General features: G+C 70.5%; 18 protein-coding genes. 12 read left to right on the forward strand and 6 right to left on the reverse strand.

From position 1 onward, the window contains the following. Positions 1-170: 170 nt before the first annotated feature. The 12 genes from QQ657_RS41115 to QQ657_RS41170 all read left to right on the forward strand — a co-directional run bounded on the left by QQ657_RS41115 (position 171) and on the right by QQ657_RS41170 (position 17615). Complete coding sequence (locus QQ657_RS41115) at positions 171-1481, forward strand: nucleotide sugar dehydrogenase (RefSeq protein ID WP_284747772.1); 1311 nt, start codon at positions 171-173, stop codon at positions 1479-1481. Beyond that, positions 1471-2652 carry a glycosyltransferase family 4 protein gene (locus QQ657_RS41120; RefSeq protein ID WP_284747773.1) on the forward strand — a complete coding sequence of 394 codons (1182 nt, stop codon included), beginning with the start codon at positions 1471-1473 and terminating at the stop codon, positions 2650-2652. Before QQ657_RS41115 ends, QQ657_RS41120 begins: the two co-directional genes overlap by 11 nt. A 108-nt stretch (positions 2653-2760) precedes the next feature. Next, positions 2761-4119, forward strand: a complete 1359-nt coding sequence (locus QQ657_RS41125; RefSeq protein WP_284747774.1) for a GumC domain-containing protein — start codon at positions 2761-2763, stop codon at positions 4117-4119. Beyond that, positions 4116-5879, forward strand: coding sequence for a Wzz/FepE/Etk N-terminal domain-containing protein (locus tag QQ657_RS41130; protein WP_284747775.1), 1764 nt, complete (start codon positions 4116-4118; stop codon positions 5877-5879). Before QQ657_RS41125 ends, QQ657_RS41130 begins: the two co-directional genes overlap by 4 nt. Positions 5880-5914: 35 nt before the next feature. Next, entirely contained in the window at positions 5915-7825 is a 1911-nt protein-coding gene (gene asnB / locus QQ657_RS41135) for an asparagine synthase (glutamine-hydrolyzing) (protein ID WP_284747776.1), read from the forward strand. Further along, positions 7822-9999 (forward strand): bi-domain-containing oxidoreductase, encoded by a 2178-nt coding sequence (locus tag QQ657_RS41140; protein ID WP_284747777.1) that lies wholly within the window; start codon positions 7822-7824, stop codon positions 9997-9999. Before asnB ends, QQ657_RS41140 begins: the two co-directional genes overlap by 4 nt. Before the next feature lie 106 nt (positions 10000-10105). Beyond that, positions 10106-12052 carry a heparinase II/III family protein gene (locus tag QQ657_RS41145; RefSeq protein ID WP_284747778.1) on the forward strand — a complete coding sequence of 649 codons (1947 nt, stop codon included), beginning with the start codon at positions 10106-10108 and terminating at the stop codon, positions 12050-12052. Between the two features lie 9 nt (positions 12053-12061). Then, positions 12062-13585, forward strand: coding sequence for a right-handed parallel beta-helix repeat-containing protein (locus QQ657_RS41150; RefSeq protein WP_284747779.1), 1524 nt, complete (start codon positions 12062-12064; stop codon positions 13583-13585). A 1-nt stretch (position 13586) separates the two neighbouring features. Continuing rightward, entirely contained in the window at positions 13587-14840 is a 1254-nt protein-coding gene (locus QQ657_RS41155) for an O-antigen ligase domain-containing protein (protein WP_284747780.1), read from the forward strand. After that, on the forward strand, positions 14837-16012 hold the full coding sequence (locus QQ657_RS41160; RefSeq protein WP_284747781.1) for a glycosyltransferase: 1176 nt from the start codon (positions 14837-14839) through the stop codon (positions 16010-16012). The genes QQ657_RS41155 and QQ657_RS41160 overlap by 4 nt, the downstream gene beginning before the upstream one ends. Continuing rightward, complete coding sequence (locus QQ657_RS41165; RefSeq protein WP_284747782.1) at positions 16009-16656, forward strand: phosphatase PAP2 family protein; 648 nt, start codon at positions 16009-16011, stop codon at positions 16654-16656. The genes QQ657_RS41160 and QQ657_RS41165 overlap by 4 nt, the downstream gene beginning before the upstream one ends. A gap of 344 nt (positions 16657-17000) precedes the next feature. Continuing rightward, entirely contained in the window at positions 17001-17615 is a 615-nt protein-coding gene (locus QQ657_RS41170) for a maleylpyruvate isomerase family mycothiol-dependent enzyme (protein WP_284747783.1), read from the forward strand. Here QQ657_RS41170 and QQ657_RS41175 read toward each other — a convergent pair. The 6 genes from QQ657_RS41175 to QQ657_RS41200 form a co-directional block, all read right to left on the reverse strand. After that, positions 17602-18216 (reverse strand): HAD family hydrolase, encoded by a 615-nt coding sequence (locus tag QQ657_RS41175; RefSeq protein ID WP_284747784.1) that lies wholly within the window; start codon positions 18214-18216, stop codon positions 17602-17604. The two genes, QQ657_RS41170 and QQ657_RS41175, sit on opposite strands and share 14 nt — an antisense overlap. 167 nt (positions 18217-18383) lie before the next feature. Beyond that, entirely contained in the window at positions 18384-19865 is a 1482-nt protein-coding gene (locus QQ657_RS41180) for a right-handed parallel beta-helix repeat-containing protein (protein ID WP_284747785.1), read from the reverse strand. A 150-nt stretch (positions 19866-20015) separates the two neighbouring features. Continuing rightward, the gene (locus tag QQ657_RS41185) at positions 20016-21332 is read right to left on the reverse strand and encodes a glutamate-1-semialdehyde 2,1-aminomutase (RefSeq protein WP_284747786.1); all 1317 of its coding nucleotides are present in this window, start codon (positions 21330-21332) and stop codon (positions 20016-20018) included. A 5-nt stretch (positions 21333-21337) separates the two neighbouring features. Beyond that, on the reverse strand, positions 21338-21886 hold the full coding sequence (locus QQ657_RS41190) for a dTDP-4-dehydrorhamnose 3,5-epimerase family protein (RefSeq protein ID WP_284747787.1): 549 nt from the start codon (positions 21884-21886) through the stop codon (positions 21338-21340). Continuing rightward, positions 21883-23067, reverse strand: a complete 1185-nt coding sequence (locus QQ657_RS41195; RefSeq protein WP_284747788.1) for a polysaccharide pyruvyl transferase family protein — start codon at positions 23065-23067, stop codon at positions 21883-21885. The genes QQ657_RS41190 and QQ657_RS41195 overlap by 4 nt, the downstream gene beginning before the upstream one ends. After that, a complete protein-coding gene (locus QQ657_RS41200; protein WP_284747789.1) occupies positions 23064-24008 on the reverse strand; it encodes a glycosyltransferase family 2 protein in 945 nt (314 codons plus the stop codon). The genes QQ657_RS41195 and QQ657_RS41200 overlap by 4 nt, the downstream gene beginning before the upstream one ends. Between the last annotated feature and the right edge of the window lie 7 nt (positions 24009-24015).

Genomic DNA, 24015 nt, shown 5'->3' on the forward strand with positions numbered 1-24015 from the left:
ACCGCGTTGCCCACCCACTGCAAGATGCAATTCGAGATCCGATTTTTACGCGAAAACCGTTACGCCTAACGGCCGTCTCACGCTTTACCCCGTTCGCCACCCCGGCGGTAACGATCCAGGGGAGCGCGGCGACCAACTTGAGGGTCGCGCGGAATAGCGGAGGTTTTGGCGTGAAGATCAGTGTCTTCGGGCTCGGTTACGTCGGTTGTGTCTCCGCCGCGTGCCTGGCGGGGCAGGGGCACCGGGTGGTCGGCGTGGACGTCAACCCGGTCAAGATCGACCTCATCACCCAGGGCAAGGCCCCGGTGGTCGAGGAGCGGATCGGCGAGCTGACCGCCGAAGTCGTCGCGAGTGGCGCGCTGAGAGCCACGACCGACGTCGCGGAAGCCGTCGCCGACAGCGAGATCTCGCTGATCTGCGTCGGCACGCCGTCGGCGCCGAACGGCAGCCTCTCGACGGTGTACCTCGAGCGCGTCGCCGAGGAGATCGGCGAGGCGATCGCGAACAAGAGCGAGCGGCACACCGTCGTCTTCCGCAGCACGATGCTGCCGGGCACCTGCCTGGACCTGCTGATCCCGATCCTGGAGAAGTCCTCGGGCCGCACGGCCGGCGTCGACTTCGGCGTCGCGGTGAACCCCGAGTTCCTGCGCGAGGGCACCAGCGTCCGCGACTTCTTCGACCCGCCGAAGACCGTGATCGGCGAGATCGACGCGGCCAGCGGCGACGCCGTCGCGGCGCTGTACGAAGGCCTGCCCGGCCCGGTCTTCCGCGTGGCGATCCCGGTGGCGGAGATGACGAAGTACGCCGACAACTCCTTCCACGGCCTGAAGATCGGGTTCGCGAACGAGCTCGGCTCGGTCTGCCGGGCCCTCGGGCTCGACTCGCACGAGGTGATCGACGTCTTCCTCGCCGACACCAAGCTCAACATCAGCCCGGCCTACCTCAAGCCCGGCTTCGCGTTCGGCGGCTCCTGCCTGCCGAAGGACCTGCGCGGACTGGTCTACGCCGCGCACCGCAACGACGTCAGCGTGCCGATCCTGTCGCACGTGCTCGCGTCCAACGCCGACCACCTGCAGCGCGCGTTCGACCTGGTCGCGCGCACCGGCAAGCGCAAGGTCGGGCTGTTCGGGCTGTCGTTCAAGCCCGGCACCGACGACCTGCGCGAGTCCCCGCTGGTCGAGCTGGCCGAGAAGCTGCTCGGCAAGGGCTTCGACCTCAAGATCTACGACGCCAACGTCAGCCTCTCGCGGCTGATGGGCGCCAACCGCGAGTACATCGAGGGCCGGCTGCCGCACCTCGGCCAGCTGCTCGCCGGGTCCGTCGAAGAAGTCATGGACCACGCCGACGTCCTGCTCGTCGGCACCAAGGACCCGGACGTGCTGGCGGCGTTGCCGCACGGCCGGGCGATCGTCGACCTCGTCCGCCTGCCCGACGCCGCCGAGCGTCGCCTTGAAGAGGGATACGCCGGCCTTGCCTGGTAAAGCGCTCATCCTCGTCGAAAACCTGTCCGTCCCCTTCGACCGGCGGGTCTGGCAGGAGTCCACGACCCTGCGCGACGCCGGGTGGGAAGTCCACGTGATCTGCCCGCAGGGCACCAAGCGCGACACCGAGGCCGAAGCCGTCGTCGACGGCGTCCACATCCACCGGTACCCGCTCAAGGCGGCGACCGGCGGACCCGCCGGCTACCTGCAGGAGTACGGCACCGCGCTGTGGCACACGCTGCGGCTGGCACGCAAGGTCGGGCCGGTCGACGTCGTGCACGCCTGCAACCCGCCGGACCTGCTGTACCTGGTGGCCAAGTTCCTGAAGCGCCAGGGCGCGCGGTTCATCTTCGACCAGCACGACCTGTGCCCCGAGCTGTACCTCTCGCGGTTCGACCGCGGGCAGGACCTCCTCTACCGCGGGGTCTGCGCGCTCGAGCGCGCCACCTACCGCGCCGCCGACGTCGTGATCTCGACGAACGAGAGCTACCAGCAGGTCGCCCGGATCCGCGGCGGCAAGCGGCCCGAGGACGTCTTCGTGGTGCGCAGCGCCCCGGTCGTCGAGCGGTTCCACGAGGTCCCCGTCGAGCCCGAGCTGAAGAAGGGCAAGCCGCACCTGCTCGCCTACCTCGGCGTGATGGGCCCGCAGGACGGCGTCGACTACGCCCTGCGCGCGCTCGCGAAGCTGCGGGACGAGATCGGGCGCACCGACTGGCACGCGGTGTTCGTCGGCTCCGGCGACGCCTTCGACGACATGGTGGCGCTCTCGGCGAAGCTCGGGCTGGCCAACCAGGTCGAGTTCACCGGCCGGATCCCCGACGAGGACCTGGTCCGCTACCTGTCGGCCGCCGACGTCTGCCTGTCGCCGGACCCGCTCAACCCGCTCAACGACGTCTCCACGATGAACAAGGTCATGGAGTACATGGCGATGAGCAAGCCGATCGTCTCGTTCGAACTGCGCGAAGCGCGCGTTTCGGCGGGCGACGCGGCGGTCTACGCCCCGGCGAACGACGAGTCGGCGTTCGCGAAGCTCGTCTCGCAGCTGCTCGACGACCCGGAGGAGCGCGTCCGGATGGGCAAGCTCGGCCAGGCCAGGGTCGCCGGCGCGCTCTCGTGGGAGAACTCGGCGAAGAACCTGCTCGCCGCGTATGAGCACGCCGTGAAGTCCTGATCGCCGTTAGGTCAAGAACTCACCGGACGTGTAACCAATGTCCCCGGTCCGACGACGGTTCGGGTAACCGGCCGATCATGTGACCCCGTTCGGCGTACCCGCTCAGGAATGGAGATACCGCCGTTGACTGACGACACGGTGCGCCTGGCCCTGATCGGGCAGGTCCTCCGCCGACGCTGGAGGTTGCTGGTCGCCCTCGCTGTCCTGGGAGCGGCGGTCGGTGCCGGCGCGTCGGTGCTGTTCTCGCCCGGCTACCAGACCTCGTCGAGCGTGCTGCTCCAGGGACCGCGTCAGGCGGACGAGCTGCTCACCCAGGCCGAGGTCGCGACCAGCTCGGTCGTCCTCGACCGCGCCGCCGCCGTGCTCCCGTGGCACCCGAGCGGCGCGGACCTGAAGAAGCAGGTCACGACGTCGGTGGCGAACGGCAACGTCGTGACGATCACCGTCTCGGCCGACACCGCGGAGCACGCCCAGCAGCTCGCGGACCAGATCGCGCAGCAGTTCGTCAAGTACTCCGGCCAGCTGGCCAGCAACTCCGCGGACGCGTCGGTGCAGCTGGCCCAGGAGCAGCGCGAGTCGCTGCGCCAGCAGGTCCAGCTGACCACGCAGAAGATCAGCGACCTCGCCAAGACCGTCGGCGGCGACCTGACCGTGGAGAGCGTCCAGGTCCGCACGCAGCTCGAAGGCCTGCGGACGTCGCTGGAACAGGCCATCAACGACCTCAACCAGGCCGACCTCGCGACCGGCGTCGGCAACACCGTGGTGCTGGGGCCGTCCGAGCGCCCGAGCGGGCCGGCCGCCCCGACGATGGTTCAGCTCGTCGCCGGGGGCGCGGTCCTGTTCTTCCTCATCGGCGTGTTCGGCCACCTGTTCGCCGCGCGCGCCGACCGGCGGCTGCGGGGCGAGCCGGAGATCGCTTCGGCGCTCGGTTCGCCGATCCTGGCCGGCGTCGACGTCACGACGCCGCAGGGCGACCGCCTCCCGGCGACCGGCCTCTACGGCAAGGTGCGGCGGCTGCTCGGCGGCGATCGGCCGTGGGTGCTGCCGCCGATCGCGAGCTCGGCCGACGGGGTCAACCGCGACATCCGCTACCGCCGCGTGCTGGCCCGGCTGGCCACCGGCCCCGCCGACGTCCTGGCGCTCGTGGCCGGCGACGACGAGACCGGCAAGCTCGCCGCCGGGCAGCTCGCCGAGCTGGCCGACCGGCTGTCCGTGCCGCTGCGGATCTTCGAGTTCACCGCCGGGCGGCCGACGGTGCCGGACGCCGGCCCCGACGCCGGTGTCCTGGTGGTGCTCAGTGCCGGCTCCCGCACCGCGTGGGAGCTCGTCCGGCTCGCCGAGGCCTGCAACGACGCGGGTCAGGAGATCGTCGGCGCGGTCCTCACTCATCCTGTCCGGCCATCCGCGCCGGAAGCCGAACCCGTGGCGGAAGACGCCCCCGAGAAAGCCCTGGCAGGTTCGGCGTGACGACTACCTCCGAGACTCAGGCCGCCCCGCTGCTGGACCTCCAGCGGCTCTTCGTCGCGATCCGGCGGCGCAAACGCCTCTGGCTGGCCACCGGGCTGCTCGGGCTGATCGCCGGGGCGCTGGTGGCGATCGTGCTGCCGACGCCGCCGACCGCGGTCACCAAGGTGATCATCGTCCACCAGGACGACTCGCCGACCGACAGCGGCACGCTGATGCGCACCGACGTCGCCGTGCTGTCGACGACCCAGATCGCCGAAGGCGCGCTGAAGAAGATCAACAGCACCGAATCGCCCGAAGAGTTCATGAAGAACTTCGCCGGGCTGGGCCTGACGAACAACGTCATGCAGATCACCGTCAAGGCGAAGAGCACCGAAGAGGCCGTGGCGCAGGCGCAGGCGCTGGCCGACACCTTCATCGCCGACCACGTCCAGCGCAGCCAGGCCGCCGCGGCCGCGCAGTCCAAGGCCATCCTCGACCAGCGGAAGAACGCCCAGGACGAGCTGACGAAGGTCGACCAGCAGATCGCCGACGAGACCGGCAAGGGCCGCAACGCCAACGCCAGCACCCTCGAAGGCATGTACGGCCGCCGCGCCGCGCTCGCGTCGCAGATCTCCGACTTCGACTCCCGCGCCCAGCAGGCCGGCATCGGCAGCCCGCAGGTCGCCGCGGGCACCCAGGTCGTCGACGCGGCCCGCGCGCTGCCGAAGGCGTTCCTCAAGACCACCGCGACCAACGGCGGCATCGGCTTCGCCCTCGGCCTGGTCCTGGGGATCGCGATCGCCGCCGTCGGCGCGGTCTCGCGCGACCGGCCGGTGCTGCGCCGCGAAATCTCCACGCACCTCGGCGCGTCCGTGCTCGCCCAGCTGCCGTCGAAGCGCCGGGGCCCGGCGCGGCTGTGGCGGCGTTCGCGGGCGGTGACCGAACGCCAGCGCGTCGCGACGACGCTGGTGCGCGCGATCAAGAAGGACAAGCCCGCCGTGTCGCTGCTGGAGCTCGGCGCACCGAAGGTCGCCGCCGCGCTCGCCCTCGACATCGCCGGGGAGCTGGCCGCGGACGGCAAGGCGAGCGTCCTCGACGACCTGCCGAACGAGGACGTCCGCAAGCTGGCCGGCGAAACGAACAGCGAGGTCACCGTCGTCGGGGCCGGCGACCCGGACGCCGAGCCGGACGAGCGCCGGGTCGGCGTCGGCACGGTCTCACCGGGCACGGCGTGGACCGACCTGGAGCACCTCGGCCAGGAGACCGTGCTGGTCGTCAAGGCCGGGCACGCGAACACGCTGTGGCTGCACACCGTGGCGCGGCAGCTCGCCGACCAGCAGATCCCGATCATCGGCGTGGTGCTGGTCGACCCGGACCCGCGCGACAAGTCCGACGGCACGCTGTGGGACGGCCTGCACACGGCGCTGCGCGGCCGAGCCAAGACGTCCCCCGCGGAGCACCGCGTCTCGGTCGTCGGGCACGACCGCATCGACGAACTGGCCGCCCGCATCGCCGAGCGCGTCGCGGTCGCGGAGCCGCCGACGCGGCGGATCGCGCCGGTCCGCCCGGTCGGCCCGCCGCCGGCGCCGCCCAAGCCTTCTGCCGCACCACTGCCGGAACCCGGGAAGGTCAGCGTCGACCACCTGGACGCGCCGACGAAGAAGTTCGCCCCGGTCAAGCCGAAGCGGCCGACGCCGTTCAAGCGCGACCACGGCGAGCCGGCGCACAAAGGCGAACTGAACGCCCAGCTCGAGCCAGAAAAGAGCGCGGAGGTCTCCTGACCCCGCGCGCCGCGACCAAAGGGGACCCACTCGAGATGTGCGGCATCGCAGGCACCTACCTCTGGCCGGACGGCGGGCCGCTCACCGACCGGCTGACCAAGACGCTGGCCCACCGCGGGCCGGACGGCTCCGGTCGCTACGACCACGCCGTCGGCGCGGGCTCGGTCCACCTGGGGCATCGAAGACTGTCGATCATCGACCTGTCCGAGACCGGCGCCCAGCCGATGGTCCTCGACGGCCTCGCGCTGAGCTACAACGGCGAGCTGTACAACGCCCCGGAGCTGCGCGCCGAGCTTTCCGCGGCCGGCGTCCGGTTCCGCGGGACGTCCGACACCGAGGTGCTGCTGCAGGCGTGGCGGCGCTGGGGCACGGACTGCCTGCCGAAGCTGCGCGGGATGTTCGCCTTCGCGATGTTCGAGGAAGGCACCGGCGAGCTGTTCCTGGTCCGCGACCAGCTGGGCATCAAGCCGCTGTTCTTCGTGCCGCGGGCCGGCGGGGTCGCCTTCGCCTCCGAGCTGAAGGCGCTGGCCGGTGAGCTGGGTGGGTCGCTGCAGGTCGACAACGCCGCGCTGATCGCGTCGCTGCTCTACTACTGGGTGCCGGACAGCCGCTGCGCCTACCAGGGCGCGGAGAAGCTGCAGCCGGGCACGTGGCTGCGCTGCCGCCCGGACGGCCAGCTCGACCGCGGCCGCTTCTGGTCGCTGCGGGAGGTCGCCGAGGAAGGCGCGGCGTTCGAGGGCGAGGTCGACCTGCACGAGGTGATCTCCGAGTCGACCGCCAAGCACCTGCTCTCCGACGTCCCGGTCGCGACGTTCCTTTCGGGTGGGCTGGACTCCAGCTACCTGACGGCGCTGGCCGCGCGCTCGCAGCCCGGGATCTCCGCTTACACCATCGGGTTCCGCGCCGAGGACGCCAAGTTCGAGGCCATGCCGGACGACCTCAAGTACGCCCGGATCGTCGCCGGGAAGTTCGGCGTCGACCTGCACGAGATCGAGATCGCGCCGCAGGTGCTCGACCTGCTGCCGAAGATGATCCACCACCTCGACGAGCCGATCGGCGACCCGGCGGCGATCAACTCCTTCCTGATCTGCTCGGCCGCGCGCGAAGCCGGCGTCAAGGTGATGCTGTCCGGGATGGGCGCCGACGAGCTGTTCGCCGGCTACCGCAAGCACCTCGCGAACCTGATCGCCTTGCGCTACCACAAGGTTCCGGGTGCGGTCCGCCGTCCCGTCGAGTCCCTGGTGGACCGGCTGCCGGTCGCGTCGGCCAAGCGCGGGTACCGGTCGGTGCGGTTCGCCAAGCGGTTCCTGTCCTTCGCGGGCCTGCCCGAGGAGACGGCGTTCCGGCGCAGCTACACGATGTACGACCAGGCGGAGCTGCTTTCGCTGGTGAACCCGGACTTCGCCCCCGAGGTCGAGGACGTGCTGACCGAGCACGCGGACACGTACAACGACCAGGCGCTCGACGACTTCGTCAACCGCATGTGCCTGGCCGACTCGCGGATGTTCCTGCCCGGGCTGAACCTGACCTACACCGACCGTTCGACGATGGCGGCGTCCACCGAGGTGCGGACGCCGTTCGTCGACGTCGAGGTCGTGCGCGCGGCGTTCAAGATCCCGGGGAACAAGAAGATCGTCGGCCGCGCCGGCAAGGTCGCGCTGAAGAACGCGGCGCTGAACATCCTGCCCAGCGAGATCGTGCACCGGCCGAAGGGCCTGTTCAGCGCGCCGCTGCGGGCGTGGATGAGCCGTGACCTGGCGCCGCTGGTGCGCGAAGTCGTCAACGAAGGCGTGCTCGTTTCCTCGGGTTTCCTGCAGCGCGAGGCACTGCAGCGCATGGTCGCCGAGGACGCCGCCGGCCAGGAGGACCGCGGCAAGCACCTCTGGCACGTCTTGACTCTTGAGTATTGGTACCGGAACGCGATGTCTGGAGCGGGAGCGAAGTGAAGCAGGTAGTCCAGAACTACAAGAGCGGGGAACTGGCGCTCCTCGAAGTCCCCGAACCCGCCTGCAAGCCCGGCGGCGTGCTGGTGCGGACGGTGTACTCGCTGATCTCGACCGGCACCGAGATGATGAAGGTGTCCGAGGCCAGCCTGTCCCTGGTGGGCAAGGCGAAGGCCCGCCCGGACCAGGTCGCGAAGGTCATGCAGAGCGTCGCCACCAACGGCCTCTCGGCGACCTACCGCAAGGTGACGTCCAAACTGGACTCCTACACCCCGCTCGGCTACTCGCTGTGCGGCATCGTCGAGCAGGTCGGCGACGGCATCACCGACGTCGCGGTCGGCGACCTCGTGGCCTGCGCGGGCAACGAGCACGCGCTGCACTCCGAGCTGAACTGGGTGCCCAAGAACCTCTACTCGCGCGTCCCGGCCGGCGTCGACCCGCGGCACGCGGCGTTCGGCACCGTCGGGTCGATCGCCATGCAGGGCGTCCGCCGCGGCGAGCCGCAGATCGGCGACGTCGCCCTGGTCATCGGGCTCGGCCTGATCGGCCAGCTCGTGGTGCAGCTGCTGTCGTCGTCCGGCGTGCGCGTCGTCGGCGTCGACCCCGACCCCGAGCGCTGCAAGCTCGCCGAGAGCCTCGGCGCGCTGACCTGCGCGCACCCGGCGTCCGGCATCGTCGACACGGCCGTGGACGAGCTGACCCACGGCGCGGGCGTCGACCAGACGTACCTCGCCGCCGGCGGCAACACGAACGACCCGGTCGAGCTGGCCGCGAAGCTGTCGCGCGACCGCGGCCGCGTCATCGACATCGGCAAGTGCAAGCTCGACCTGCCGTGGAACGCCTACTACGAGAAGGAACTGGACGTCCGGTTCTCCCGCTCGTACGGCCCGGGCCGCTACGACCCGTCGTACGAGCTCGAAGGCCGCGACTACCCGATCGGCCAGGTCCGCTGGACCGAGCGCCGCAACCTCGAGTGCGTCCTCGACCTGATCGCGCGCGACCGCCTCGACGTGGAGCCGCTGATCACGCACGTCTCGGACTTCTCCGACGCGGTTTCGACGTACAAGTCGTTGAACGAGGGCGAGCTCAAGGCCGTCGCGGTGCTGTTCCGCTACCCGGACGCGGTCGCTCGGACGGAGCCCGTGGTGACGTCCGCCCGCGTCGGGCTGATCGAGCACAAGGCCGCACCGCTGCCGGCCGGGCAGCCCGTGCGGCTGGGCTTCATCGGCGCGGGCAACTACGCGTCGTCGATGCTGCTGCCGCACCTCGTCGAGCGTTCGGATGTGCAGCTCAAGCACGTCTCGACGACCTCGGCGCTGTCGGGTGCCAACGCGCGGCGCAAGTTCGGCTTCGCCGCCGCGTCCACCGACATCGACGACGTCCTCGGCGACTCGTCGATCGACGCGGTGTTCGTGGTGACGCGGCACAGTTCGCACGCCGAGCTGACCCGCCAGGCGCTGTTGGCGGGCAAGTCGGTGTTCGTCGAGAAGCCCCTGGCGTTGTCCGCTGACGAGTTGCAGAAGGTCCTCGACGCGATCGAGGAGTCCGGCAACGACCGCCTGCAGGTCGGCTTCAACCGCCGGTTCGCCCCGCTGCTGCACGAGGCCCGCGGCCAGTTCGGCCCGCGCGTCGGCCCGGCGACGGTCCGGTACCTGGTCAACGCGGGCCGCCTCGACCACAGCAGCTGGTACAACCAGACGGCCACCGAGGGTTCCCGGTTCGCCGGCGAGGGCGGGCACTTCATCGACACGGTGAGCTGGCTGCTCGACGCCGACCCGGTATCGGTGTACGCGACTGGAGACCTCCAGGTGACGCTCGGCTACCCGGACGGTTCGACGGCGGTCATCACGTACGCGGAGACGGGCTCGTCGGGCTTCCCGAAGGAGACGCTCGACCTCACGGCCGACGGCAAGGTCCTGAAGTTCGACGACTTCGTGCGCGCATCGGTGTACTCGCGCAAGAAGTGGGCCAGCTCCCGGATCCCGAAGGGCCGCGACAAGGGCCAGGCCGCCGAGGTCGACGCGTTCCTGACGGCGGTGCGGACAGGTGGCCCGATGCCGATCCCGGTGGCTTCCCTGGCCGCGACGACGCTGGCGACGCTGGCCGCGCAGTCGAGCGTCTCGAACGCGGCGCCGGTGCGGATCGAGCTGCCGAACAAGGCGGGTGCCCCGGCATGACGAGCCTGGTGGCGGGCCGGCCAGAGCTGCGGTCGGAGGCGAGGTCCGGCGTGCCCAGCTTGGCGCGGGTTCGGCCGGAGCTGCCGTCGAAGGCAGGTGCCCGGACATGATGGGGCCCGGGTGGTACCTGCGCCGGCTGTCCCGGATGGGGCCGGCGGAGGTCGTCGGCCGTGCTCGGCATGCCGTTGTTCAGCGGCAGTGGCGGAGCGCGCTGCCCACTCCGCCCGACTGGCCGTCGCACCCGCGGTTCACCGCCGCGGTGCCGGAAGGCGTGCTGGGCACCGTGTCCGGCGAGGCCGTCAAGCGGCTGCTTGCCACCGCCGACGAGCTGATGGCCGGCCGCGCCGAGTACTTCGGCGTGGTTCGCACCGACCTGGAGTCTCCGGACTGGTTCCTCGACCCCAAGACGGGTCGGCGCGCGCCTTCCGATGTCTACGCCTTCGACGTGCCGTACCGGTCGGAGGACTCGGTCGGCGACATCAAGCAGATCTGGGAGCCGTCGCGCCACCAGCACCTCACCGTGCTGGCCGCGGCCTACGCCCTCACCGGCAACTCGGACTACGCCGCGCGCGTGGCCGCCCACCTGCGTTCGTGGTGGGCCGAGAACCCGCCGCTGCGGGGGCCGCACTGGGTGAGCGGCATCGAGCTGGGCATCCGGCTGCTGTCGTGGGTCTGGACACGCCGCCTGCTCGACGGCTGGGCCGGCGTCGGCGACCTGTTCGAGGACAACCCGGACTTCCAGCTCCAGCTGTGGCACCACCAGAACTGGCTCTCCACCCTGCGCAGCCACGGCTCGTCGGCGAACAACCACGTCATCGCCGAAGACGCCGGGCTGCTGGCCGCGGCGTGCGCGTTCGGCTGGTTCCCGGAGTCGGCGCGCTGGCGGACCGAGGCGATGCGCTCGCTGGACGTCCAGCTGGCCCGCAACACCTTCGACTCCGGGCTGAACGCCGAACTGGCGTCCGAGTACCACGGCCTGGTCCTGGAACTCGGGCTCACCGCCGCGGTGGAGGCCGACGCGGCGGGCACGCCGGTGCCGGACTCGACCTGGGACGTCCTGCTCCGGATGACCGACGCCCTGGCGTCCATTGTGGACAACCGGCTCCGGCCGCCGCGGCAGGGCGACGCCGACGACGGCTTCGGCCTGATCGTCGACGGGCTCGAAACCGACCGCTGGGCATCGCTGCTCGCTACCGGCGAGGCGCTGTTCGGCCGGCTCGACTGGTGGCCGCCGATCCCGGGCGAGGACGTCCGCACACCGCTGCTCGCTTCGTTGGCGTCCCGGACTCCCCGCGCTTCGGGCGTCCGCGCCGGTCGCCGTCCCGCGCACCTGCGGGACGCGGGCATGACAATCCTGCGGTCGGGCCGGATCTGGGCCCGCTGCGACGGCGGCCCGCACGGCTTCCTGTCCATCGCCGCGCACGCCCACGCCGACGCACTGTCGGTGGAGGTCCGCCACGACGGCGTCGACGTCCTCGCCGACCCGGGCACCTTCTGCTACCACGGCGAGCCGCGGTGGCGGTCGTACTTCCGGTCGACGCTCGGCCACAACACCCTCGAGCTGGGCGGGACCGATCAATCCGTGTCCGGCGGGCCGTTCCTGTGGACGCGGCACGCGGTCACGAAGGTGCTCGATGTGCGCACCCCCGACGAGGGACCCTCCCGCTGGACGGCCGCCCACGACGGCTACGCGCCCGCGGTCCACCGCCGCACGGTCGAGCTCGACGGCGACCTGCTGAAGATCGTCGACGAAGTGCTCGGCGACACCCGCCCGGCCGCGCGCCTGGCGTTCCACCTGGGCCCGGCGGTCACCGTCCGGCTCGAAGAGAACGTCGCGCACCTGAGCTGGCCGGGCACCTCCACCGGTTCCGTTGCCCCGGTGCACACCGCCGTCATGGAACTGCCGTCCGAGTTGTCGTGGACGGCCCATCGCGGTGAGCTCGACCCACCCCTCGGCTGGTACTCCGCAGGTTTCGGCCGCAAGGAGCCTTCGACCACACTCGTCGGCTCCGGCACCCCCGGACTCCTCGCCACCCTGCTCCACTTCAGTTAGGACCCGCCCGTGACAGCCCGCCGTTCCCGACTCCGCCGTGCCGCTCCGCTGCTCGGCGTCCTCCTCACGGTCGCGGCGTGCTCCAGCAGCCCGGACACCACCGGTCCGGCTCAGGCGACCCCGGCCCCCAGCGGGTCGGTCGCGGCGGTCTGTGACAAGGAACCGGCCGGCCCGGTGACGGCCCCGGCAGGCGCGGTCGCCGTCGATCCGGCGGTGCCGGGCGACCTCGCCGCGAAGACACGCGCGGCCGGCCCCGGCACGACGTTCTGGCTCAAGGCGGGCAAGCACATCCTCGGCGACGACAAGTACGACCAGGTGTCGCCCAAGGACGGCGACGTCTACATCGGCGCCCCCGGCGCCGTCGTCGACGGCCGGAAGATCAACCAGTACGCGTTCACCGGCCACGGGACGAACGTCAAGCTCACCTACCTGACCGTCCAGGGCTTCGCCGCGCCCCGCGACGAAGGCGTGGTCAACCACGACTCCGGCGACGGCTGGGTGATCGAGCACACGACCATCCAGGACAACGACGGCGCCGGCCTGATGGCGGGCGCGCGCCAGCAGGTGCGCGGCAACTGCCTGCGCCGCAACGGCCAGTACGGGATGAACGCCTTCTCCGGCAGCACCCCGATCACCGCGCTGGTCGTCGAGGGCAACGAGATCGCCGGCAACAACACCGGTGACTGGGAAGCGAAGGTCGACGGCTGCGGCTGCACCGGCGGCGTCAAGTTCTGGGACGTCAACGGCGCCGACGTGCGCGGCAACTGGGTGCACGACAACCACGGCACCGGGCTGTGGGCCGACACGAACAACAACGACTTCCTCATCGAGGGCAACCTCATCGAGAACAACGACAGCGCCGCGCTGATCTACGAGATCAGCTACAACGCGATCATCCGCGACAACACGATCCGCAAGAACAACTGGGTCGACGGCCGCAGGTACGCCGACAAGGGCGACAACTTCCCGACCCCGGCGATCTACATCTCCGAGTCCGGCGGCGAGCCACGGATCAAGGCGCGGACGGCGAAGATCGAGATCTCCCGCAACTACCTGGAGAACAACTGGTCCGGGATCACGTTGTGGGAGAACGCCGACCGCTACTGCAACAGCCCGGCCAACACCAGCTCCGGCGACTGCACCCGGCTGGTGCCGGAGGTCAAGACATGCGCGGACCCGGCCATCACGAGCGGGCCGCTGCTGAGCGACTGCCGCTGGAAGACCCAGCACGTCGACATCCACGACAACAAGTTCGTCCTGGACCCGGCCGTCGTCGGCTGCCAGGCGTCGTGCGGCCGGATGGGCCTGCTCTCGAACTTCGGCACCTACCCGGACTGGTCGCCGTACAAGGGCGACGTCGTCCAGGAAGCGATCACGTACAAGCAGGACAACCGCTGGCACGACAACAGCTACGCCGGCCCGTGGACCTTCATCGCCTACACGACCGACCGCATCCTCGAGGTCGGCGAGTGGGAAGGCTCGCCGTACTCGCAGGACACCGGCAGCACGTACACCGCACAGGGCGGGGGCTGACATGGCGGCGCACACCGGCATCGCGGGCATCCGCGGCGACACCGCGGCCGAGCCCGCGTCGGCGACCCCGAAGTGGGCGGCCCTGGCGTGGGCCCTGCTGATCATCAACACGCTCGGCTCGACCGGCGCGAAGACGGTCATCCCGCTGCCGCGCTCGGTCAGCCAGCTGGTCACCATGGGCGCGCTGATGACGGCGTTCGTGATCGCGCTGGTGCTGAACAAGCACCTGCGGATCCGGCCGAGCGCGTACCTGCTGCTGCTGACGTTGCTGCTGGTGTCGAGCATCCTGTCCAGCGCCGACCTGCAGGAGGGTGCCGGCGCGCTGTTCCGGTGCTTCCGGCTCACGGTGTTCGTCTCCACGCTCTGGTTGCTGACCCGCTGGTGGGACGGCGGGTTCACGTTCGTCCGGGCCCACATCCGCACGTACTCCGTCGTGCTCGCGTCGGTGGCCATCGGCCTCGTGGTCTCGCCCGGCAACGCGATGCCGGAGGAGTACGGCGGCCGGCTTTCGGGCGCGATCTGGCCGCTGACCCCGCCGCAGATCGGTCAGTACGCGGCGGTCATTTCCGGGCTCACGCTCCTTCTCTGGTTCGGGCGCCGCACGACGTGGCGCAGCGCGCTGTACATCGTGGTGCCGGCGTTGGGGCTGTTGTTGCTCACGCACACCCGCACGGCGACGCTCGGTCTGGTCGCCGGGCTGGCCGTGGCGTTCCTCTCGATGCTGTTGACCAGCGCCCGCGCGCGAAAGGTGTTCGCCTGGACGGTCGGCGTCGGCGGGGTCGCCGGCGTGGTGCTGGCGGGCGCGCTGCAGGCGTGGTTCCTCCGCGGGCAGAGTGCCGACAACTTCTCCAGCCTGACCGGCCGCGCGAAGGTGTGGGACTCGCTGCTGGAGGCCCCGCGGACGACGGCGGAGTACATCTTCGGGGTCGGGCTGACGGACAAGTCCTACGACGGCCTGCCGATCGACAACAGCTGGCTCGCGATCTACCACGAGCAGGGCTTCGTCGGGATCGCGCTGGTGGCGGGGTTCCTCCTCACGTTGGTCGTGGTGGCCGTGCTGCGGCCGCCGTCGCTGGCTCGCGCGTGCGCGATCTTCCTGATCACCTACTGCCTTTCGGCCTCCTACACCGAAGCCGGTCTCGGCGACGCGTCGCCGTACCTGCTGCACCTGGCCTTGGCGGCGTCGTTGCTGGTCCGCGGGGTGCCGCAGTCCGACGAACAAGCATTCATCCCGGCGAAGGGGACAGTCGCGTGAAGGTGCTCGTGGTGCACAACCGGTACCGGTCCGAGCAGCCGAGCGGTGAGAACAACGTCGTCGACGCCGAGGTGACGCTCCTTTCCGAGGGTGGGCACCAGGTGTCGCTGTTCGAACGCCGCAGCGACGACATCGCGTCGATGCCGGCGCCCCGCAAGGCCCTGGTGCCGCTGACGGTGCCCTGGAACCCAGCGGTGCGGAAGGAGCTCGCCGCCCGGCTGCGCGCGACCCGCCCGGACGTCGTGCACATCCACAACACGTTCCCGCTGCTGTCGCCGTCGGTGGTCGCGGCCTGCGCGGACGCGGGGGTGCCCGCGGTCGCGACGCTGCACAACTACGGGATGGTCTGCCCACCCGGCACGCTCCACCGCGACGGCCACATCTGCACCGAGTGCGTCGGCGGCGCACCGCTGCCGGCGGTGCAGCACGGCTGCTACCGCGGTTCACGCGTGGCGACGCTCCCGATGGCGGCGAGCACGGCCGCGAACCGGCGCCGGTGGTGGACGGGCATCGCCCGGTTCTTCTGCATTTCGGCGGCCCAACGTGACCTCCTGGTGTCGGCCGGGATGCCCGGCGAGCGGATGGCGGTGAAGCACAACTTCGTCACCGACCCCGGCGTCCGCCGCACCGGCGACGGCAAGCACGTGCTGTTCCTCGGCCGCGTCACCGAGGAGAAGGGGGTCGGCCTGCTGATGCGGGCTTGGGATCGTCTCGGCGGAGCCCTGGGCGTGCCGCTGGTCATCGCCGGCACCGGCCCGATGCAGGACGAGGTCGCGACCTGGGCGGCCGGCCGCGCCGACGTGTCGTATGTCGGTCTGCAGAACAAGGCGGAATGCCGTGCCCTGACGGCCGACGCGGTGGCGGTGGTAGCGCCGTCGACGTGGCTGGAAGCGTTCGGCCTGGTGGTCGTCGAGGCGATGGCCGCGGGCGTCCCGACGGTGGCGGCGTCGCACGGCGCGTTCCCGGAGCTGGTGGACGACGGCGTCACCGGCCTCCTGCACGCACCGAACGACCCGGCCTCGCTGGCGGACCGGCTGCGGGAGGTGGCCGGCGACCGCAACCACGAGATGGGTGACGCGGCCCGGGTCCGATACGAGAAGGACTTCACCCCGGCGGTCGGGCTCGATCGGCTGATCGCCGGGTACGAAGCGGCGATCGAGGCGCGCGGGTGAGGCAGCTGGTCCGGACGGCACCCGCGGCCCTGCCGGCCGCGTTGCATGCTCCCTTGGCCATGACGGCCGCCTTGGCGACGGCGGTGCTGATCGCGCTCGGCATCCTCCATTTCCACGACTCGGGGTTGACGGGAATCGACGCGGCGGTGCTCCCGTCGATCGACGGGGTCCAGCCGCCCTGGCGGTACGTGGCGCTGGTGTTCGACTTCGGCGGCGAGCCGGTGGGGTCGACGATCCTGGTCGCGGTACTCGCGGCGGTGTGTTTCCTGGTCCACCGCATCCGGGCGGCGGTGGTGACGGTGCTCGGCGTGGTGGTCACGGTGGCGGTGACGACGCTGCTGAAGCCGATCGTCGGCCGCACGATTCATGGCGAGTTCCTTTCGTATCCGAGTGGCCACACGGCGTTGGCTACCGCGCTGGCGTTGGTGATCGCGCTGCTGTTGGCCGACCGGCTGGGTCTGGGGCGGGCCGCGGCGGTGGTGTTGGTCCTGGGGTTGGCGTTGGTCGCGGGGGTGGCGATGGGGTGGGCCGAGGTGGCGTTGGGGGCGCACTACCCGACGGATGCGGTGGGTGGGTTCTGTGCCGCGCTGGCGGCGGTCCCGGCGACGGCTTGGCTGGTGGATCGCGTAGCCGAACGGCTGTGACACCGGCGCGAACTTCCGGCGGATCGCGTAGCCGACGGCTGTGATGCCGGGCCGGCGACGGCTTCTGGCGGCGTTTGTGCCGTCGGCGAGGTGAACGGCCCGTGGGTGGGCGCCCCGCCAGCGCGGGGTCGCCGCCGGGCTCGGTGCGGAGGTCTCAGCCCTGTCGCCCTGGTGATCGGCTGCCCCTGCCACTGGCCCTGGTTCCTGGCCCTAGCTCCACGGGCCCGGCTCAGCCTGGCCGAGGGGCAGCGCGCGGATTGGGCGGGCTCCGCCGCGCGGGTTGAGTGTCGGTCTGGGTGGGGCGCGTTCGTCGGTGGGGTGACCTACCTGCGAAGGAGAGACCGATGACCCAAGAACTGATCGCCGCCGAGCGGCGGGAGCTGGCTGCCGTGCTTGGGGAGCTCACGCCCGCCGAGTGGGGCTCGGCCACCCTGTGCGCCGGGTGGCGGGTTCCCGAGGTTGTTGCCCATATGACCATGCCCTTCCGGTTCACGACCGGACGGTTCGTGCGCGAGCTGGTGAAGTCCGCGGGGCGCTTCAACCGGATGGCCGATCGCGTGGCTCGGCAGGAGGCCGCCGTGCTTTCGCGGGATGCCTTGGTCGCCTCGCTGCGGGACAACGCCGAGCACCCCTGGCAGCCGCCCGGCGGTGGGCCGGAGGGCGCTCTGAGCCACGACGTCATCCACGGCCTCGACATCACGACCGCCCTCGGGCTGGATCGGCGCGTGCCCCCGGAACGGCTGGAAGTGGTGCTCGGCGGCGTCCGGCCCAAGCAGGCGAAGTACTTCGGCACCGATCTGGCCGGTGTCTGCCTGCGTGCCGACGATCTCGACTGGGAGTACGGCACCGGGGTCCCGCTCACCGGCCTGGCCCAGGATCTGCTGCTGGTGCTCTGCAACCGGCGTCTGCCGGCGGGACGTCTTCGGGGCGAGCCGAGCGCGCGCTTCACCACGGTCTGAGCTCCTTTCGCAAATCTTCCATTGTGGACAGTGGGGCGGTGCCGTACCGCAGTGCTTGGAGGCCGGCGGCGCGCGCGGCCGAGACGTTCTCCGCGCGGTCGTCGATGAGCAGGATCCGGCTCGGGATCACGTCGAGACGCCGGCATGCGCCGGTGAATGCTTCGGGCGCTGGTTTGCGCACCCGAGTGTCGCCGCTGATGAACCAGTCGGTCAGGTACTCGCCGAGGCGGAACCGTTCACGCAAGAGCTTCGACCACTCGCTGACGTCGTTGCTCAGGCAGCCGAGCCGCACTCCGGTCGCGTCGAGATCCGCGAGGACCGCGACCACGCCTTCCGTCAGGCGGTGGTTCCGGCAGTACTCCTCGTCCGATGCGCCGGAGGCGCCGGCGTCCGCCCAGAAGTCGGCCGAGGACATCTTGCCGAGGCTGCATTCCTGGTACAGCTGGGCGATTTCTTCCCTGCGCAGCACGCAGCCGTGGCTGCGGAGGTAGGGCACGAGCAGCTCGCCGACGTCGTCGGCGGCGGAGTAGAGGACGCCCATCGCATCGAACAGGACGATGTCGATCGCGTCGCGGTCGAGGGGTGCGGGGATGGCGGGCATGTCTCCGACGGTACCGAACACCCGTGCGAACGCCATCGCTGAAACGGGTGATGTGCGCGCTGTCCGGAATTCTCCGTTCGCGACTTTTCCCTTTGGTAGCAAGGGAATCCGGCATCAAAGACGGGTGCCGCGGCGAAAAGTGTCAGACCCCGTCGGCAAGCTCCTGATCAGCAGCCGGCGGTCCCACCGTCGAACGAAGAACACTCGTCCTGCGAGTAGGGCTCCGCCCGCCAGCCCGCAGCGTCGACCGTCCTGGAGGTGTCATGCGCGACGAAGGCCCACGGCCCGGCGTAGGAGTTGTCGTGCCACCGGTTGCCCTGCTGGAAGGTGATCGCCTCCTCCACGACGGTTCCCTTGTAGGGAGACCAGTCCGGGAAGGTCCCGTAGTTCGACAGCAGTGCCATCCGCCCGCAGAGGCTCGTGCAGCCCACCCGTCCAGGATCGAACCGGAAGGTGTTCCCGTGAACCTCCACGCGCTGGGTCTTCCAGCGGCAGTCGTCGTACGCCGGTGGCTTCGCGATCGTGCCCGCCGTGCACGAAGACTGGGAAGTCACCTTGGTGCAGTAGCCCGAAGACGTGTTGGCCGGGCTGGTGCAGAAGCGGTCGGCGTTCTCCCACAACGTGATCCCTGCCCAGTTGTCCTCGAACGTGTTCCCGCTGATGTCGACGGCCGACGTCCGCGCCTGAACGCGGGGCTCGCCGCCCGACTCCGACAGGTACACCGTCGCGGCCGGGAAGTTGTCGCCGCGCGTCGCGAACGCGCGGCCCTGCACCAGGGTGTTGCCGCGGAACGTGTTGCCGCGCAGCACGAGGTTGTAGCTGGTCTCGTAGAACAGCGCCTCGGCGTCGTTGGCTTCGAACAGGTTGTCCTCGACGAGGAAGTCGTTGTTGTTCGTGTCCGCCCACAGGCCGGCGCCGTGGTTGCCGTGGACCCAGTTGCCCCGGACGTCCGCGCCGTTCACGGCCCAGAACTTGGCGCCGCCGCTGCACCCGCAGCCCGGCACCTTGGCCTCCCAGTCACCGGTGTTGTTGCCGGTGATCTCGTTGCCCTCCAGTACCAGCCCGGTGATGCCGTCTCCGGCCTGGTACGCGTTGAGCCCGTACTGGCCGTTGTCACGCAGGCAGCTGTGCCGGACGACCTGACGTGCCCCGGCCATCAGCCCCGCGCCGGCGTTGGCCTCGATGGTCGTGTTCTCGATGAGCCAGCCGTCACCGGAGTCGTGGTTCACCACGCCCTGGTCCTGGGGCGCGGCGAACCCGCGGACCGTGAGCCCGTGGAGCTCGACGTCGCGGGCCCGCTGGGTGAAGGCCGCCTGGTTGACGCCCCGGCCGTCGACGACCGCGCCCGGCGCGCCGAGGTAGACGTCACCGTCCTTCGGTGCGACCTGGCCGAACCGGTCGGTGCCGAGGGTGTGGGTGCCGGGGCGGAGCCAGAACGTCGTGCCGGGCGGGTTCGCCGCCGTCTTGGCCGAGAGGTCCCCGTCGACGCCCGGATCGACGGGGACGGCCCCGGGAGGCGCTTCCTCGTGCTCCGCGGGCTGGTGGTCGCACACCGGCCCGGGCCCGTCGGTGGCTCGCGCGATCGCCGGGCACGCCACGGCGATCAGGAGCGAGCTGGCGGCGACGAGAACCGCACGAGATCTGCCCATGGCAGGAAGTTACGCACGAACGGGCCGGAAAACAGTCACCCTCAAGTGTCCTCATCGGACCCATGGGGTGAATCCGGCTCGCCGGTCGGGGGAGGCCACGGCGAAGGCCGGCCGGGGTGGGCTCCCCGGCCGGCCGGCACCGATCCCGGGTCAGGCGAACTTGCGGAACACGGGCTTCACCGGGCGCCCGCCCATCCACGGCGCGGGGTCGTTCGCGTCGAGGGCCTTCCGGTACACCGTGCAGGCCTGGGCGACCACGTCGATGGTCTTGTCGATGTCCGCCTCGGTGAGCGCGGCACTGACCACGAAGGACGGCCCGAGCACCCCGCCGCTCACCAGCTCGCGCAGGAACAGCGTCCGGTACGGCTGGGACGGCTTGAGCTCTTCGTCGAAGGTGCCGAAGACGAGGTTGCTGGAGCGCCCGCGGACGACCACGTGGTCCTCGACGCCGATCCCGGCCGCCACCTCTCGGACGCCGGCGGCGAGGCGGTCGCCGAGGGCGTGCAGCCGGGCGATGACATCCTCGTCGCGGTAGACGTCCATGACCGCGATCGCGGCGGCGAGGGAGTGGGTCTCGGCGCCATGAGTGGTCGACAGCAGGAACACCCGTTCCCGGTCGGTGTGCAGCCCGCCGATCTCCATCAGCTCCCGCTTGCCGGCCAGCGCGGAGACGGCGAAGCCGTTGCCGAGCGCCTTGCCGAACGTCGAGAGGTCCGGGGTGACGCCGTAGAGGCCCTGCGCGCCGTGCGCGGACCAGCGGAACCCGGTGATCATCTCGTCGAAGATCAGCACGACGCCGTGGCGCGTGGCGAGTTCCCGCAGGCCCTGCAGATACCCCGGCGGCGGGCCGGCCGCGGCGGCCGGCTCCAGGATCATGCACGCGATCTCGCCCTCGTGGCGCTGCAGCAGCTCCTCCGTGGCCTGCAGGTCGCCGTACGGGAAGGACACCGTCGCTTCCGTCGCCTCGTCCGGGATGCCCGCGTTCATCGCCGTGGTGCCGATGAACCAGTCGTCGGTCGAGAAGAAGGCGTGGTCGGCGCACTTGGCGACGAGCTTGCGCCCGGTGGCGGCCCGGGCCAGCCGGACCGCGGCGGTCGTGGCGTCCGAGCCGTTCTTGGTGAACTTCACCATGTCGGCCGTCGGCACGTTCTCCAGGAACCGCTCGGCGGCCTCGGCCTCGATGATCGACGGGCGGATGAAGTTGCTGCCCTTGCCGAGCTCGGCGCGGACCGCGTCCAGGATCCGCGGGTGGGCGTGGCCGAGGCTGACGGCTCTCAGCCCGGCGCCGTATTCGATGTAGTCGTTGCCGTCGACGTCCCAGACGTGGCCGCCGAGACCGTGGGAGATGACCGGAGCCATCCCTTCGGGATACTGGTCCGAGCCCTTGGCGTACGTGTGCGCACCACCCGGGATGACCCGGTGCAGCCGCTCGTTCGCCTCCGTCGAGCGGGGCAAGTTCGTTCCCATGTGGGTCACCTCGTTGGTTTCAACGCCTCTCCGAGAGACGGCGCGCGCTCATCCCGGTCACTGACCATTGTGACCGACAGTGGCCACGAAATGTCCAATTCTGGGTCTTTGTACGAAATTGTGATGTCTTCGGACGGGTCGTGGGGTCGATCGATACGGTACGAGACGTCCGAGATATCGGTGAGTGACTGGAATCCGTGCGCGCAGCCCGCCGGGATGTACACGGAAACCTGCGTATCACCGGAAAGTTCGAACGTTTTGACATTGCGGAACGTGGGCGAATCCGGTCGGAGATCCACCACGACGTCGAAGACCGCGCCGTGCGAGCAGCGCACCAGCTTCGCCTCGCCGGCCCCGCCGCGCAGGTGCATCCCGCGGATGACTCCCTTGCGGGAGCGGGAAAGACTGTCCTGGGCGAAGCCGTCCGGGTCGATCCCGACCGACGCGACGACCTCGCGGTCGAACGTCCGGCTGAAGAACCCGCGCTGGTCGGCGTGCGGGGCCGGTTCGAACAGGTACACGCCCTCGATCTCGGGCACCGGAATGGCCTTCATCGCGCACCCCCGAAGAGGGCCGCCGAAAGGGCGGCGAACTGGTCCTTGAGTCGTTGCACGTTGTTCTCGTTCCGTTCCGCCAGGATCTGGCGCAGTTCCGGCGAACGGTTTTCGAGTTCGGTGAACTGCTCGACTAGCCGGTCGAAGTCGACGGTCTTCGCCCGCTGGGTGAAGCCGTCGAGGCCCATCTCCGCCATGAGCACGTCGTTCTTCGGCGCGTACCCGATCGCGACGGTCGGCTTCGCGACCTTCAGGGCGCAGAGCACGTTGTGGTAGCGCGTGGCCACCACGCTGTCCACCGCCGCCATCTCGTGCATCAGCTCGTCCAGGGTCTCCGCCGAAGCCGCCGTCACCAGCGGGGAAGCGGTCTTCTCGAGGATCTCGTCGACGACCTGCCGGTCGATCTGATCACCGATGAACAACCGGACCGGTCTGTCCTGGTCAACGAGCCAGGCGACGAACCGGTTCATCGTGTCCACGTAGTGGCGGTAGATGCGGTCGCTGTCGGCGCGGTCGTCGTTGCCGCCGTAGTAGGCCATCACGCCGACGCCGACGGTGCCCGGCTCGCCGCCGGCAGCCGGAGTGGGGAGGGAGAACGCGAGGTCGGGGTAGACCTCGTCACGGCTGGTGTCGACACCCATGGCGCGCATGGCGTCGCGGGAGATGTCGTCGCGGTAGGAGCGGTACGCGGCGAGCCGGCCGGACCAGCGGACGAGCGTCCGCGTGGCCGGCGCGCTGATCTCGTTGGCGCCGACGCTGACCAGCGCGACCTTCGTGCCGAAGAGCCGCCCGGCGGCGGAAAGGAGGAAGAGCGAATACGGGAAACCCCATGGACGCAGCGGAAGTGTCGCTTCGAGGACGCCCATGCCGGGCACGATGACGACGTCCTGTTCGCGGACCCAGGCGGCCGTGCGGCCGATGTCCACCAGCTTGCCGAGTCCCTTGAGGACGATCGAGCGCAGGCCGGACGCCGTCTCGTACTCGGCTTGGTTCCAGTGCAGGGGCGTGGTGTCGACGCCGTACCGCTCGCGGACGATGTCCGGGCCGCCCACCAGGCCGGTCAGGACGGCGTCCGGGTGTTCGGCGCGCAGGTAGCCGAGCACGGCTTCGAGGGAACCGTCGTTGCCGAGGTTCCCCGAGCCGAGCAGGCCGAAGACGCCGACGCGCGGGGCACGCTTCACGCGAGCCTGCCTTCGCGGCCGGCCACGATCTCGTTGACCGTGGCGACGTCGGAGGCGGTCGGCGCGCGGTCCTCGACGCGCTCGCCGTGGCCGGAGCGCGCCCGGTTGGTCAGCCAGGCGCCGAGGTGCCCGAAGCACTCGCGCTTGTCGGCGGCCGAGATCGGCGCGCGGCGGATCAGGTCCGCGAACCCGTAGACGTACTCGCCGAGCAGGCGGACGGTGGGGTTCCGGAGCCGGTTCGCGCGCCGCGGGTCCAGATTCGCGCACCGGCTCCGGATGGTCGGGTTGGCCCGTTCCGCGCGGCCCGGGTGGTCGCGGCGGAAGTAGAGCAGCTCGGGCACCTGGTGGAACGCGCCGTGCAGGGCCATCTCGGCGGAGTAGGTCCGGTCGGCGTGGTGGTAGCTGTCGAGCGGCTTGACGCGGCGGAGGACGTCGGCGCGGATGACGCCGTAGAAGTCGTCGCCGCCGGGTTCGAACAGGACGCTGCGGAAGCGGTCCGGGGCGTGCGGGGACGCGGTGTCCAGCGTGTACTCGAGCGGCTGGACGATGCGGCCGTCGCCGTCGATGATCGCCTGGTCGCAGTGGGCGAGCATGATGTCCGGGCGCTCGTCGAGGGCCTCGATGCACCGCTTGAGCAGGTCGCGGGCGTAGAGGTCGTCGTGGGAGACCCACTTGAAGAGCTCGGTGCGGGACACGTCGAACACGTAGTTGTGGTTCGGGGTCGCCCCGATGTTCTTCGGCTGCCGGACGTAGCGGATCCGGGAGTCCTTCTCGGCGTAGCGGCGGCAGATCTCGTCGGTGCCGTCCGTGGAGGCGTTGTCCGAGATGATCAGCTCGAAGTCTTCGTAGGTCTGGCCGAGCAGGGCGTCCAGCGACTCGGCGAGGTACTCCTCGCCGTTGTACACCGGGAGGCCGAGGCTCAGCCGCGGGACGGTGGTCATGGAGTCC

The organism is Amycolatopsis ponsaeliensis, assembly GCF_030182635.1.
Taxonomy (GTDB): domain Bacteria; phylum Actinomycetota; class Actinomycetes; order Mycobacteriales; family Pseudonocardiaceae; genus Amycolatopsis; species Amycolatopsis ponsaeliensis.